Source organism: Variovorax glacialis (genome assembly GCF_051216375.1).
GTDB lineage: Bacteria > Pseudomonadota > Gammaproteobacteria > Burkholderiales > Burkholderiaceae_C > Variovorax.
The window spans coordinates 250,313-265,037 of record NZ_JBPJZT010000007.1 but is presented as its reverse complement, the minus strand read 5'-3'; the positions used below and the strand labels follow the sequence as shown (position 1 = coordinate 265,037).

The following is a 14,725-nucleotide window of genomic DNA, read 5'->3' as shown; positions in this document are numbered from 1 at the left end:
ATGCAATTCGATCTGAACGAAGACCAACAGGCGCTGGCCGAAAGCCTCGCGCGCCTGCTCGACGACCACTACGGCTTCGAGAAGCGCCGCGCCATCGCGGGCTCGGAAGCCGGCTGGAACGAAGGAGCATGGCGCAAGCTCGCCGAGCTGGGCGTGACGGCCCTGGGCATTCCCGAAGCCTTTGGCGGGCTGGGCGGCGGCGCGACCGACCGGCTTCCCGTGATGCAGGCCTTCGGCCGCGCGCTGCTGCTGGAGCCCTACCTGGCATCGAGCGTGCTGGCGACGACAGCCGTGCTCGCAGCGGGCACCGAAGCGCAGAAGGACGGCCTGCTGCCGATGCTTGCCAGCGGCGAACTGCGCATGGCGTGGGCGCACGAGGAAGCGGCCGGTCGCCACGCAGACCTGTGGGTCGAGACGCATGCACGCCTCGACGGCAAGCAGTGGCGCCTCGACGGCACGAAGTCGCTCGTGCTGCATGCCGGTACGGCCAGCCGCTTCGTCGTCAGCGCGCGCGTGAGCGGCCAGCCTGGAGACGAAGACGGCCTCGCCCTCTTCCTGGTCGATGCGGCCAACGCCGGATTGCGGACATACCGCCTCGTCGACGACTCGCCGGCCGGCGAATTGATCCTCGACGGCGCCGCGGCAGAACCCCTGTGCGATGCGGCCAGCGCAGCGGCTGCCATCCGCGCCACCCTCGCGGCCGGCACCGCCGCCGTCTGCGCCGACATGGTCGGCACGATGGAATCGGCCTTCGCGCTCACCACCGCCTACGTCAACACCCGCAAGCAGTTCGGCCGCCTGATCGGCGAATACCAGGCGCTGCGCCATCGCGTCTCGGAGATGGCCGTCGCGCTCGAAATGGCGCGCAGCATGGCTGTCGCGGCGGCCGTGGCCGTGGACGACCCCGCGTCGCCCAGCGCCGCCACCGACCTGCCCCGCGCCAAGCTGTCCATCGGCCGCCACGCCCGTGCGCTTTGCCAGCAGGCGATCCAGTCGCACGGCGGCATCGGCATGACGGAGGAGTACGCGGTCGGCCATTGCCTGCGCCGCATCCACGTGCTCGACCAGCTGTTCGGCGACGTGGACACGCAGGCCGCGCGCCTCGCCCGCATGTGATTCGAATCAACCAGACTGGAGACAAGCATGAAACACCTCAAGACCCTTCGCCTCATCGGCACGGCGCTGACCGCGCTGGTCGCCTTCGCCCTGCCCCTGCAATCGACGCAGGCCGCCGACCCCTTCCCGTCGCATCCCGTGCGCTTCATCGTGCCGCTGGGCCCGGGCAGTGGCTCGGACACCGTCACTCGCCTCGTCGCCAAGCTGGCCGGCCCGGAGCTGGGCCAGTCGACCTTCGTCGAGAACAAGCCGGGTGGTGACGCCGTACTGGCTGTTCAAAGCCTGTTGAGTTCGCCGGCCGATGGCTACAGCGTGCTGATGCTGTCGCCTTCGTCGATGGTGATCAATCCGCTGGTCAACGAAGGCCTTGCCTATGACCCGCAGAAGGACCTGCGCCCGGTCGCCACCATGCTGCGCAGCGCCGCGGTGCTCGTCACCGGCGCCAACTCGCCGTACAAGACCTTCGCCGAGGCGATGACCGCCGCACGCAAGGCGCCGAAGACGGTGAGCATGGCGAGCTACAGCCATCACTACCGCATCGGCTCGCTGATGATGCAGCACGCGGCCGGCGTGGAGTTCAACTACATCCCCTACAAGAGCCCGGGCCAGGTGCAGACCGACCTGATGGGCGGCCAGGTGGACCTGGCCCTGCTCGACATCGGCGGTGCGCTTCCGCTGATCGCCGCCGGCAAGGTGCGCCCGCTGGCCGTGACCGGCAAGGAGCGCCATCCCAAGCTTGCCAACGTGCCCACCGTCCGCGAAAGCGGCCTGCCCGACTACGACCTCTACGTGTGGATCGGCTTCGGCGTGAGCAGCAAGGTGCCCGATGCTGTCGCGAAGACGCTGGAGACCGCCCTGCTGAAGGCCATGGCGCAGCCGGAGTTCAAGACCTACGTGACGGAGACGGCAGGCGCCGAGGTCTTCACCATTCCCGGCAAGGACATGAGCGCGATGATCGCTTCGGAAACCGCGCGCTACCGGGCGCTGGCGAAGCAGGTCGACATCGTGCAGCGCTGAGCCGCACACCCGCCACGAGAGATTCAGGAGAAAGACATGCAACAGCTCTGCAAGGACCGCGTGGTCGTCATCACCGGCGCCGGCCGCGGCATCGGCCGCGAGTACGCGCTCGAATTCGCGCGCCACGGCGCCAAGGTCGTGGTCAACGACCTGGGCGGACGCGGCGACGGCGGCCCCGGCGCCGCGACCGGCCCGGCCCTCGAAGTCGTGGCCGAGATCGAGGCCCTGGGCGGCCAGGCCATCGCCAACGCGGACGACGTGGCCGACTGGAATGGCGCGAAGCGCATGATCGACGCTGCCATCGACACCTTTGGCGGCCTCGACGTGCTGGTCAACAACGCGGGCATCCTGCGCGACCGCACCCTCGTCAACATGGAAGAGGAAGACTGGGACGCGGTGATCCGCGTGCACATGCGCGGCACCTTCGCGCCCTCGCGCCATGCGGCCGCCTACTGGCGCAACGAATCGAAGGCCGGGCGCCAGCGCGATGCGCGCATCATCAACACGAGCTCGTCGTCGGGCCTGTATTGCAACGCCGGCCAGTCGAACTACGGCGCGGCCAAGGCCGGCATCGCCGCCCTGTCGGTGATTGCATCGCGCGAGCTGGACCGCTACGGTGTGACGGTGAACGCCATCTACCCCACCGCCATGAGCCGACTCACCGAAGACATCTTCGCCAGCCCGAAGTGGCAGGCCATCCGCAACGAGGCCCCGGGCTTCGACCCGCTCGACCCGTCGAACGTCGCGCCGCTCGTGGCATGGCTCGGCAGCAGCGCATCGCGCGGCGTCACCGGGCGCGTGTTCGGCGCGCGGGGCGGCCGCATCACCGTGGCCGAAGGCTGGCACGCCGGCCCGCGCATCGAGAAGACGGGCCGCTGGACGGTCGAGGAACTCGGCGGACTGATCCCCGACCTGGTGAAGCAGGCCGCGCCCAATGCATTGACCACCGGCGAGATCCCGGCCGCCGAAGAGGTGACGTCATGAGCACCCAGTTGCTCGAGGCCTTCCGCCTCGCGCACTTGCCCGAGGAAGCGCAGGCCTTCCGCACGGAAGTGCGCGAGTTCCTGTCGAGCAACCTGGAGCCTGCCGCGCCGGCCGTTCGGGCACGCACCTGGATGGGCTTCGACGCGGCTTTCAGCCGGCGGCTCGCGGCGCGGGGCTGGGTCGGCATCACGTTGCCGAGCGCGTACGGCGGTGCGGGCCTCGACGCCTTCCGTCGCTTCGTGCTCGTGGAGGAAATGCTCGCGGCCGGTGCACCGGTCGCGGCCCATTGGATCGCCGACCGCCAGAGCGGTCCGTTGATCAACAAGTTCGGGACGGAAGCGCAAAAGGACTTCTACCTGCCGCGCATCTGCCGCGGCGAAGCCTTCTTCTGCATCGGCATGAGCGAGCCCAACTCGGGCTCCGACCTGGCCAGCGTGCGCACGCGCGCTACGCGCGTGGAAGGCGGCTGGCGCCTCACGGGCCGCAAGATCTGGACGACCAACGCGCACCGCTCGCACTACATGATCGCGCTGGTGCGCACCTCCGGCGCGCCGGAAGACCGCCAGGGCGGGCTGTCGCAGCTGATCGTCGATCTTTCCCTGCCGGGCATCGACATCCGGCCGATCGCCGACCTCACGGGCGATGCGCACTTCTCCGAAGTCACCTTCGACGACGTCTTCCTGAAGGACGACGCGCTCATCGGCGACGAAGGCAGCGGCTGGATGCAGGTCAATGCCGAACTCGCCTTCGAGCGCAGCGGCCCGGAGCGGCTCTATTCGAGCGTCGTGCTGCTCGATACCTGGATGGCGAGCCTTCGCAAGAGCGGCTTCTCCGCGTCGGACGCAGCACTGCTGGGCGGGTTCGCCATACAGCTCGCGACCCTGCGCAGCCTGTCGGTGGCTGTGACCACCAAGCTCGCGCGCGGCGAAAGCCCCGTCGTCGAGGCGGCGCTGGTGAAGGACATCGGCACGGAATTCGAGCAGGCCATTCCGGCCGCCATCGAAGCGGCCGTGGCCGCCGACCCGACGCGTGCCGTCGATGCCGACCTGCATCGCACGCTGGCCTACCTGAGCCAGATCTCGCCGACCTTCTCGCTGCGCGGCGGCACGCGCGAAATCCTGCGCGGCATGATCGCGCGCGGCCTGGGCCTGCGCTGAAACATCAAGGAGACAAGACCATGTTTACCGAAGCCATCGAGGCCATCCTCATGGACCAGTGCACGCCCGCGGCGATCCGGGCGATCGAGAACGGCGGTTCGCCTGCGGCGCTCTGGAGCGCGCTCGCTGACAACGGCTTCCTGGAGCTGATGGCGAGCGAAGCCGCCGGCGGCGCAGGCCTTGACCTCGACGCGATGTTTCCGATCTTCGTCGCCTTCGGCCGCCATGCGGTGCCGGTGCCTGCGGCACAGAGCATTGCGGCGCGCGCCCTGCTGCGCGACGTGGCTGCGCCGGAAGGCATGGTGACACTCGTCGGCCATGCACGGCGCGAGGCGGACGGTTCGATCAGCGCGGCCGATGTGGCCTTCGGCGCCATCGCGGACCATGCGCTGGCCAACGTGGAAGGCGCGCTCGTGCTGCTCGACTGCGCCAGGGCCGAACGCACCCCGACGGGCGTGCGCGGCAGCCAGGGCGCATCGCTGCGTTGGACGCGAGACGCCGTCGGCGCGCCCGTCGGCGACCACGGCAGCGAGGTCGCGGTGTTCAGCGCGGCCCTGCATGCGGCGGCCATGGCCGGCGCCATGGAGCGCATGTTCTCGATGACGCTCGGCTACTGCAACGACCGCGTGCAGTTCGGCAAGGCCATCGGCAAGTTCCAGTCGATCCAGCATCAGCTCAGCGTCATGGCCGAGCATGTGGCGTGCGCGGGCGTGGCGGCGGAGCTTGCTTTCAAGGCCGGCACCCGGGTGCCGGCGCTGCTCGCGGCGGCAACGGCCAAGGCTCGCACCAGCGCGTCGGTGCCCCTCGTCGCATCGACGGCGCATGCGCTGCACGGCGCCATCGGCGTCACCGAGGAATTCGATCTCCAGCTCTACAGCCGCCGCCTCCACGCGTGGCGCATGGCCGACGGCTCGGAGGCGTACTGGAACCGCATCGTCGGCGAGGCGATGCTCGGGCATGCCGCGCCGTCGGTCCTGCAATTCGTGATGGAGGAGATCCTGCAATGAGCGACTTTCTGATCTATGAACAAGAGGGCCACATCGTCACCCTGACGATGAACGACCCCGAGCGTCGCAATCCGCTCACGGGCAACACGGCCGTGCCGGAATTCCTGGCCGCCATCGATCGCATCCATGCCGATCATTCGGTGCGCGCGGTGATCCTCACCGGCGCGGGCACCGCCTTCTCCTCGGGCGGCAATGTGCGCGACATGGCCCGCTACAGCGAGATGCCGGCCATGGAGCTGCGACGCGAGTACCGCCTCGGCATCCAGAAGCTGCCGCTGGCGCTGTTCAACCTGGAGGTGCCTGTCATCGCCGCGGTCAACGGCCATGCCATCGGTGCGGGTCTGGACCTTGCCTGCATGTGCGACATCCGCATCGCCGCCGAGGGTGCCAAGTTCGCCGAGAGCTTCGTCAAGCTCGGCATCATTCCGGGCGATGGCGGCGCGTGGCTGCTGCCGCGCATCATCGGCCTGTCGCGCGCGACCGAGCTGACCCTGACCGGCCAGACCATCGACGCGAAGCAGGCCGCGGAATGGAACCTGGTGTCGCGCGTCGTGCCTCCGGACCAATTGATGCCGACCGCACGCGAACTGGCCGGGCAGATCGCCGCCAACCCGCCGCATGCCGTGCGAATGGCCAAGCGCCTGCTGCGCGAGGCGCTGCATTCGCGGCTGGACACGCTGCTCGAGATGTCGGCCGCCTTCCAGGTGATGTCGCACCAGATGCCGGACCATCACGAAGCAGTAGCAGCGTTCAACGAGAAGCGCAAGCCCGAATTTCGCGGCTGACGCGGGGCGCGGTGGGCGGGCTCGCCGCAAGGGTGTCGTCGCAGAAGCAGGTCAGTGTGCCTTCGCTTGCGCAAGCGCAAGCCCGGATGTTAGAAAGGCCAAGGCAGCGAGCAGAAGATCGCGCTGCATTCCTCAGGTGTAGACCAGGAAGGGCCCAGTGCCATGCCTTTGCTCCCAACTGCCCTTGCGCGAAAGCCGTGCAAGGGCCACCCGGGTTGCCAACGAATCGCCCCGTTCGCCCGCAAGATCACCGCTGTCTCGGCATCTGTCATCGCCGGACTGCTTGCATCGGGTGCTTCCAGGCCCGCCAGGGCGGACTGCCTGCCCAACCCGCCGGGAAACGGCCAGACCGTCACCTGCACCGGACCGGCCCCCACGACCGTGCCGCTCGATGCGTCCGCGGCTTCCGGCGTGACGGTCAACGTCAACCCGGATGCCGTGATCACCGGAAACACCAACCTGATCGCGTTGGGTACGGGCGCGCAGCTCAACAACTTCGGAAGCATTCGACCGGTGTCCACGGGTGCGGGGAACATCGGCGTGGTCGCGCTCGGCGCCAACAGCACGCTGCGCAACTTCGGAACGCTCGTCACGAGCGGGTTCAACTCGCTGACCTTCGTCAGCATCGGGGCCAACAGCGTATTGCGCAACGAAGCCGGCGGGCGGATCACCGTCAACGGCGACCTCGCCACGGGCCTGATCGCCTCCAATACCGACGACAACCAGTTGATCAACGCGGGCCAGATCACGTTGAACACCTTCCAGGGCTCAGGGATGTTTGCGCAGGCGACCAACCGCTCCGTGCTCACGAACACCGCGACCGGCGTCATCGAATCCAACCTGGACGAAGCCTTCGGGATGGCGGCGAGCACCGGCATCGGACACGTGCTGCGCAACGACGGCAGCATCGTGACGCGGGGCCAGGGGTCGCACGGGATGCTGCTGGTGGAAACGAGCGGCTCGTCGATGACCAATGCCGGATCGATCACCACGTCGGGCGGCAGTTCGGAAACGGTGAACCGGGCATTCGGGATGTTCGTGGCCGGCGGAGGCGGCAACATCGTGCAGAACGTGGCCGGCGGGACCATCACCGCCAGCGGCATCGGTTCGAGCGGGATGGAGATTGACGGGAGCACCGGCACCCTGCTGCGCAACGACGGCACCGTGAACGTCAGCGGCACGGGCGCGCACGGCCTCTACGTGCTTTCCGGCTCGAACAACACACTGGAGAACCGGGGCACCGTCAACACCAGCGGCCAGCGCGGCAACGGCATGCGCGCGGATGACGGCGACAGCACCTTCATCAACAGCGGCAGTCTCCTCGTCGGCGGCCGCGATGCCTTCGGTGTCTTCATGCAGGGCACCAACAACACCTTGCTGAACAGCGGCACGATCCGGGCATCGGGCATCAATGCCGATGGCGTCCTGTCCAACACCGTCGCGGGCAGCTTCGTCGCAAGGATCGAGAACACGGGTTCCATCATCAGCGAGCGCAGTTTCGCGGTGCGCGGGGTGAATGGCCAGGAAAGCCTGATCAATTCCGGCGTCATCCGGAGCGATGTCGGCACCGCGATCGACCTGCGCGGCGGCAACGACACGCTGACCTTGCGAACGGGCTCGCAGATCACCGGGCTCGCCGACGGCGGCACGGGGACCGACGGCGTGATCCTTGAAGGGACGGGCACGGCGTCCAACGCGTTCGCCAACTTCGAGACCCTGCGCATGACCGGCAGCGACTGGGCCTGGGCCGGCAGCGGTGCGTTCAACGACACGCAGGTCGAGAGCGGCGCGCTGCGCGTGAGCGGCACGCTGACCAGCCCGGCGACAGTGCGGGCAGGCGCCCAGCTGCACATCGGCGTCGGTGGGGCGAGCGGCACCGTCGCGGGCGGCATCACGGACAACGGCGCGCTGGTTTTCAATCGCAGCGACGCGATCACCTATTCGGGCGTCATCGGCGGGACCGGAACCCTCACCCAAGCGGGCACCGGCACGACGACGCTGACGGGCGCGAACACCCTGACGGGCCCGACCACCGTCGCGGCCGGCACGCTGCGGGTCAACGGCTCGCTCGCCAGTGCGGCGACGACCGTCCAGAACGCCGCGACGCTCGGCGGCACCGGCCGCATCGCCGGCTCCGTGACGGTCCAGGACGGCGGGCACATCGCGCCCGGCGCCAGTCCCGGCACGCTGACCATCGGCGGCGATCTGTCGCTGTCGCCCGGCTCGGTGCTCGACTACGAACTGGGTCAGGCCAACATGCCGGGCGGCGCGGTGAACGACTTGACGGTGGTGGGCGGCAACCTGCGTCTCGACGGCACGGTGAACGTCACGCAACCGCCCGGAGGCAGCTTCGGCCCGGGCATCTACAGGTTGATCAACTACGGCGGCGCGTTGAACAACCAGGGGCTGAATATCGGTGCGATGCCGGCGGGCGGTCCGTTCCTCGTGCAGACCTCGCTGGTCAACCAGGTGAACCTGGTCAACACGCAGGGCCTGGTGCTGAACTTCTGGGACGGGAACAACGCCGCGCTGTTCAACAACGCCGCAGTGAATGGCGGCGCCGGCACGTGGCTGGCAAGCACGAACGATGGATGGACCGACAGCGCCGGCACCGTGAATGCGCCATGGCAGCCGAACGGCTTTGCGATCTTCCAGGGCACGCCGGGCACCGTCGCGGTGGACAACGGCGCGGGCGCAGTGACCTTCAGCGGCGCGCAGTTCACAACGGACGGCTACACCGTCACCGGCCAGCCGCTGACGACGACCACGGCCGACACCATCATCCGCGTGGGTGACGGCACGGCCGCGGGGGCCGCGATGACCGCCACCATCGGAGCCGCGATCCAGGGCAGCGGCGGTATCGACAAGACCGACCTCGGCACCCTCGTGCTCACGGCGGCCAACACGTACACGGGGAACACCACCGTCGACGGCGGCACGTTGAGCGTACGCGGCGGCGCCATCGATTCACCGGCCGCGACGATCGCCGTCGGCGTTTCGGGGACCGGCACTCTGCGTCTCGAGAACGGCGCGCGGGTGAACGGAACGACCAGCGTCATCGGGGCCAATGCCGGTTCGCAAGGCGCCGTGGTGGTGACGGGCAGCGGTTCGGCGTGGACCACCGGCAGCGGCCTCACGATCGGCGATGTCGGCGCGGGCTCGCTCACTGTCGAGAACGGAGGGGTCGTCCAGAGCGGCTTCGCGCTCGGCGCATTCCAGGGCAGCGGGACGGCCACCATCCACGTGAGCGGCACCGGCTCGCGCTGGACGACCAGCGGATTCGTCAGCCTGCTGTCGGGCACGAGCACGATGACCATCGACCAGGCGGGCCAGGTGCGTGGCGGCAGTGTCGTCATCGGGGAGAACGCAGGCGCGCAGGCCACGGCCGTGGTCAGCGGACCGGGATCGACATTGACGAGCGATTCGACCTTCGAAGTCGCACGCGCCGGCACCGGCTCGCTGACCGTATCCGGTGGCGCCACGGTGACCAGCGCGCAGGGCTTTGTCGGGCGCGTCGCGGGCGGCGTGGGAAACGCTGTCGTCACGGGCGCCGGATCGAGTTGGGTCAACACGGGGCCCGACCTGACTGTGGGCAATGGCGGTACCGGAACGCTCACGATCAGCGAGGGGGCCGCTGTCAGCGCGCCCGCGACCTATGTGGCGTTCTATCCGGGGTCGGTGGGCACGCTGAACATCGGTGGAGCGACCGGCAACGCGCCGGCGGTCCCGGGCTTGCTCGACACCCCGACCGTGGCGCTGGGCGATGGCACGGCCACGATCAACTTCAACCACACCTCGTCCAGCTACGAGTTTGCGCCGCTGATGACCGGCACCGGTACCGTCAACGCGCTGGCCGGCACGACGATCCTGACGGCCGACAACAGCTACGCCGGTGCAACGACGATCGCGGCGCCCGCCACGCTTCAGATGGGCAATGGCGGCACGACGGGCAGCATCACGAGCAATGTGGCGAACGACGGGACGCTGGTGTTCGACAGGTCCGACGTCCTCACCTATGACGGCCTGATCTCCGGCACAGGGCATGTCGTTCAGCAGGGCACCGGAACACTGATCCTGCAGGGCGCCAGTTCCTTCAGCGGCGGCACGACGGTGAACGCAGGAACGCTCGTTGTCGGCGACGCGGGCAGCCGCGACGCCGCGCTGGGGGGTGGCGGGACGGTCCTGGTCAACCCGGGCGCGACGCTGGGTGGCTACGGCAGCGTGACCGGCGATGTAGTGAACAACGGCGTGCTGAAGGTCGCCGATGCGATTGCGAGTGCAGCTCCGGCGCCCGTCTCCACCAAGCTGGCGAGCAAGCCGGCGGTCCTGGCCGGTGGCAACGGCAGCTTCACGGTCAACGGCACGCTGCAGAACGCGGGATTGGCACAACTCGGCGCGGTCAACGGAACACCGGGCAATGCGCTGATCGTCAACAGCTATGTCGGCGCGTCGGGCAGCCGTGTGGCGCTCAATACTTTCCTGGGGGCCGACAACTCGCCATCCGACAGGCTGATCATCAACGGCGGCAGTGCGCGCGGCGCGTCGACGCTGCAGATCACCAACGCAGGCGGGGGCGGCGCGCTCACGACAGGCGACGGGATCGCGGTCGTCGATGCGGCCAATGGCGCGACGACTGCCGGCTCGGCCTTTGCACTGGGCTCACGCGTGGCGGCGGGCGCCTACGAATACCTGCTGTTCAAAGGCGGGGCTGCCAATGGCGAGAGCTGGTATCTGCGTACCACCTTGCCGGCGACTGCGACAGCGACTGCTGCCCTGCCCGGCGCGGCACCGCCCCCGGCACCCGCGCCATCCGTCGTGGGTTCGGTTCCGTCCGTGGTGGGCTCGGCGCCTTCCGTCGCGATGAGCGCGCCGTTGCCCAACTACCGTGTCGAAGTCCCGTTGGACATGTCCGCCCCCGTGCTCGCCAACCGGCTTGGCATCGCCATGCTCGGCACCTACCACGACCGGGCCGGCGAAGACAGCGTCAGCCCGACCAGCGAAGGCCCCAGCCGCCTGGGCACCTGGGGGCGCGTGTTCGGCGCGAGCGGCGAAGTCCGCAACGGCAGCGGCGGCACCAACACGGATCGCTTCAACGACTTCACGCGCAACGGCCCTTCCTACGACTACAACGAGGCCGGCGTGCAGACCGGCATCGACCTCTTGCGCCGGGCCGACGCGAACGGCCAGAGCGATGTCGCGGGCGCCTTCATCGCCGTCGGCCACATCGACAGCGACGTCGATGCGATCTACGGCGGCAAGGCAGGCACGGCTTCGATGGACGGTTATTCGCTCGGTGGCTACTGGACACGCAAAGGCGCTTCAGGCTGGTACGTCGACGGCGTGCTGCAGGGCACGCGCTACGACAGCGTCAAGACGCGTTCGATCCTTGGCGAAGCGCTTGCTACCGATGGCTGGGGCGTCGCGGCCTCGCTCGAAGCCGGCTACCCCTTCGCGCTCGCACCTGGCTGGGCCCTCGAGCCGCAAGGCCAACTCGTCTACCAGTGGACGAGGCTCGATGACGGGCGCGACAACTTCGCCCGCGTTTCGTTCGATGACACCAGCACCTTCTATGGCCGCATCGGCGCCCGATTGACGCACCGCATCGCACAGGGACTGGACGGGCAGGAGATCACGGCCTGGGCACGCCTGAACGTCTGGCATGCCTTCGACTCCGACGCGACGACGACCTTCACCAGCCTGCAAGGCTTCAATCCGGTGGCGCTGAGTGCGCCGCTCGGCGCATCGACATGGGCGCAGGCCGGCGTCGGGCTGTCGGGATCCATCGCGCGCAACGTGACTGCCTTCGGCTCCGTGGATTACAACCGTTCGCTCGATAGCGGCGACAGCCACGGATGGAGCGGCCGCGTGGGCGTTCGATTCAAGTGGTAGCGCCATGCAGCGCCCATCCGGGGCCCGATGGGTGCAGACTGAGGGGATGGAAAAGCACTATCTTGCTCCCCTGTTCTCGCCCGCGTCGATCGTCGTCTTTGCGGGCGCACGCGCGGGGGCGGCCGATGCGGGCGCCGCGCCCTTTCCCGCCCCACTCGGGCAGGTGCTGCAGGAGTCGCTGCGCGCCCAGCGCTTCGAAGGCACGCTGCAGTTCCTCGACATCGGCACCAGCGGCACGCTGGGCGACCTGGCCCTGACGCGGGCGGACCTCGCCATCATCGCGCTGCCACCGCAGGAAGTTCCGGCGGCGCTGGAGGTCGCGACCCGGATCGGCTGCCGCACCGCGCTGGTGATCTCGAGCGGCATGGACGCCGGGGAGGCCTCGGCCCTCAGGAAGATTGCGCAACGCGAGGGCATCCACCTGCTGGGGCCCAATTCCCTGGGCTTCCAGCGTCCGCACCTGCAACTGAACGCGAGCGCGGCCGGGCCCCTCGCCCGGCCCGGGTCGCTGGCGCTCGTTTCCCAATCGGGCGCGCTCACCGCCTCGATGCTGGACTGGGCCCACAAGAACAGGGTCGGCTTCTCGTGCGTCGTGTCGGTCGGCCGGCACGGTTGCCTCGACATCGCGGAGGTCCTGGACTTCCTCGCGCACGACGGTCAGACGCAGAGCATCATTCTCCAGTTCGAAGGCATCCACGCCGCACGACCGTTCATGAGCGCGTTGCGGTCGGCGGCCAATGCCAAGCCGGTGGTGGTGCTGAAAGCCGGCCGCAAGCCCGCCGGCAATGAAGCGGCGCAGACCCACAGCGGCACCATCGTCGGCAGCGATGACGTGTTCGATGCCGCGTTGCGCCGCGGCGGCGCGGTGCGGGTGCGTTCCTTCGTGGAACTGTTCTCCGCCGCCAAGTGCCTGGCGTCGCGCTATCGGCCGGTGGGCCGCCGCCTTGCGATCGTCACCAACGGCGGCGGGCCGGGCGTCCTGGCGGCCGACTGGGTGAACGAAATCTCCCTCGAACTCGCCCGGCTGTCGCCCGACTCGATCGCGGCGCTGGCACCCTTGCTGCCGCCGGCGGCGTCCCTGTCCGACCTGGTCGACCTGTCGGAAGCGGCCACGCCCGCGCACTACGAGGCGGCCATCGCGTCGGCCGGCAAGGACGCGCAGGTCGACGGCGTGCTGGCCATCTTCTCGCCCAAGGCCGGCGTCGACGCCTCCGCCACGGCGCGCGCGCTCCTCGACGTCCACGGCGCGATCAGCAAGCCACTGCTGGCCTGCTGGATGGGTGACGCCTCGGTCGGCGAAGGCCGCGCGATCATCAACGAGGCTGGCATCCCGAATTTCCGCACGCCCGAAGCCGCCGTCGGCGCCTTCGGCAACATCGCGGCCTTCTACCAGAACCAGCAACTGCTGCAGCAGATCCCGCCGCCGCTGTCGACCATGGCCAAGCCCGACATCGAAGGCGCCCGCCTCGTGATCGAGAGCGTGCTCGCGGAGCGCCGCAAAGTACTGACCGAGATGGAATCCAAGACGCTGCTCTCGGCCTTCCATATCCCCATCACGCGGACCTTGCTGGCGCGCAGCGCCCACGAGGCCATGATGATCGCGACGCAGCTCGGCTTCCCGGTCGCGCTGAAGATCGATTCGCCGGACATCAGCCACAAGTCCGACGTCGACGGCGTGGCGCTCAACATCATGAACGGCGCGAACGCGCGCGACACCTACCGCGACATGGTGGAGCGCGTGACACGCCTGATGCCCGATGCCCGCATCAACGGCGTGACCGTGCAGAAGATGGCCCGCGCGCACCGCGGCCGCGAGGTGCACGTGGGGCTTGTGACGGACCGTCCGTTCGGGCCGGTGATCGTGTTCGGCGCCGGCGGCACGATGATCGAACTCATCGACGACCGCGCGATGGAACTGCCGCCGCTCAACACCTTCCTGGCGCGCCAGCTCATCGCACGCTCGCGCGTGGCCGAGACCCTCGGGGAGTGGCGCGGCGCCAGCGCAGTCGACATGGCCTCGCTGGAGCAACTGCTGCTGCGCGTGTCGGAGATGGTGTGCGAACTGCCCGAGCTGCGCGAGATGGACATCAATCCCATCATCGTCGACGCCTCGGGCGCGGTCGCGGTCGACGCCCGCATCGTGGTCGACAGCGCCTCCCATCCCCAGGGCGGCCGTTCCGGCGACTACCACCATCTTTCGATACTGCCGTACCCGGCGCGGCACGAGCGCGCCTGGCCGATGCCGGGCGGCGGCACGTACACCGTGCGCCCCATTCATCCCGGCGACGCGCAGATGCTGCAGGCGCTGGTGCACGATCTTTCGCCGCAGAGCCGCTATTTCCGCTTCGTGTCCTGGTTCGAGGAACTGCCGGCCGGCATGCTCTCGCGCTTCACCCTGATCGACTACGACCGGGAGATGGCGCTGGTGGCGGTGTTCAAGGAGCGCAGCACGGACGCCGGCGGCCAGGTCACCGAGACCGAGCGGATCATCGGCGTGTCGCGCTACATCACCAACCCCGACCAGCGCAGTTGCGAGTTCTCGTTGCTGGTGGCGGACACCTTCAGCGGCAAGGGCATCGGGTCGCGACTGATGGAGAGCATCATCGACGCCGCGCGCGAGAAGGGCCTGACCGAAATGGATGGGCTGGTGCTCAGGAGCAATACGGAGATGCTGAAGCTGACGAGGAAGCTGGGCTTCTCGGTAAAGCGTTTCGACGAAGACCCGGACTTCGACCTGGTGACCTACGCGCTCTGAACCTCCATGCCCCCG

General features: G+C 68.8%; 8 protein-coding genes. All 8 read left to right on the top strand.

All coding sequences use genetic code 11. The annotated features are described in order from the left end of the window. Positions 1 to 1,116 (top strand): acyl-CoA dehydrogenase family protein, encoded by a 1,116-nt coding sequence (locus tag ACSFBL_RS20310; protein WP_435517617.1) that lies wholly within the window; start codon positions 1 to 3, stop codon positions 1,114 to 1,116. Between the two features lie 27 nt (positions 1,117 to 1,143). Continuing rightward, a complete protein-coding gene (locus tag ACSFBL_RS20305) occupies positions 1,144 to 2,133 on the top strand; it encodes a Bug family tripartite tricarboxylate transporter substrate binding protein (RefSeq protein WP_435517616.1) in 990 nt (329 codons plus the stop codon). 36 nt (positions 2,134 to 2,169) lie between these two features. Then, positions 2,170 to 3,117, top strand: a complete 948-nt coding sequence (locus ACSFBL_RS20300) for an SDR family oxidoreductase (protein ID WP_435517615.1) — start codon at positions 2,170 to 2,172, stop codon at positions 3,115 to 3,117. After that, positions 3,114 to 4,274 (top strand): acyl-CoA dehydrogenase family protein, encoded by a 1,161-nt coding sequence (locus ACSFBL_RS20295; protein ID WP_435517614.1) that lies wholly within the window; start codon positions 3,114 to 3,116, stop codon positions 4,272 to 4,274. Before ACSFBL_RS20300 ends, ACSFBL_RS20295 begins: the two co-directional genes overlap by 4 nt. Before the next feature lie 20 nt (positions 4,275 to 4,294). Continuing rightward, on the top strand, positions 4,295 to 5,281 hold the full coding sequence (locus ACSFBL_RS20290; RefSeq protein ID WP_435517613.1) for an acyl-CoA dehydrogenase family protein: 987 nt from the start codon (positions 4,295 to 4,297) through the stop codon (positions 5,279 to 5,281). Beyond that, the gene (locus ACSFBL_RS20285; protein ID WP_435517612.1) at positions 5,278 to 6,066 is read left to right on the top strand and encodes a crotonase/enoyl-CoA hydratase family protein; all 789 of its coding nucleotides are present in this window, start codon (positions 5,278 to 5,280) and stop codon (positions 6,064 to 6,066) included. The genes ACSFBL_RS20290 and ACSFBL_RS20285 overlap by 4 nt, the downstream gene beginning before the upstream one ends. 162 nt (positions 6,067 to 6,228) lie before the next feature. Continuing rightward, the gene (locus ACSFBL_RS20280) at positions 6,229 to 11,955 is read left to right on the top strand and encodes an autotransporter outer membrane beta-barrel domain-containing protein (protein WP_435517611.1); all 5,727 of its coding nucleotides are present in this window, start codon (positions 6,229 to 6,231) and stop codon (positions 11,953 to 11,955) included. A gap of 46 nt (positions 11,956 to 12,001) precedes the next feature. Beyond that, positions 12,002 to 14,710: a bifunctional acetate--CoA ligase family protein/GNAT family N-acetyltransferase gene (locus ACSFBL_RS20275; RefSeq protein WP_435517610.1), complete on the top strand. Its 2,709-nt coding sequence runs from the start codon at positions 12,002 to 12,004 to the stop codon at positions 14,708 to 14,710. Positions 14,711 to 14,725: the final 15 nt, after the last annotated feature.

Excerpts from the sequence above, each read along its gene's own strand:
- ACSFBL_RS20310 (WP_435517617.1), top strand. The coding sequence starts at position 1 with ATGCAATTCGATCTGAACGAAGACCAACAGGCGCTGGCCGAAAGCCTC.
- ACSFBL_RS20305 (WP_435517616.1), top strand. The coding sequence starts at position 1,144 with ATGAAACACCTCAAGACCCTTCGCCTCATCGGCACGGCGCTGACCGCG.
- ACSFBL_RS20300 (WP_435517615.1), top strand. The coding sequence starts at position 2,170 with ATGCAACAGCTCTGCAAGGACCGCGTGGTCGTCATCACCGGCGCCGGC.
- ACSFBL_RS20295 (WP_435517614.1), top strand. The coding sequence starts at position 3,114 with ATGAGCACCCAGTTGCTCGAGGCCTTCCGCCTCGCGCACTTGCCCGAG.
- ACSFBL_RS20290 (WP_435517613.1), top strand. The coding sequence starts at position 4,295 with ATGTTTACCGAAGCCATCGAGGCCATCCTCATGGACCAGTGCACGCCC.
- ACSFBL_RS20285 (WP_435517612.1), top strand. The coding sequence starts at position 5,278 with ATGAGCGACTTTCTGATCTATGAACAAGAGGGCCACATCGTCACCCTG.
- ACSFBL_RS20280 (WP_435517611.1), top strand. The coding sequence starts at position 6,229 with ATGCCTTTGCTCCCAACTGCCCTTGCGCGAAAGCCGTGCAAGGGCCAC.
- ACSFBL_RS20275 (WP_435517610.1), top strand. The coding sequence starts at position 12,002 with ATGGAAAAGCACTATCTTGCTCCCCTGTTCTCGCCCGCGTCGATCGTC.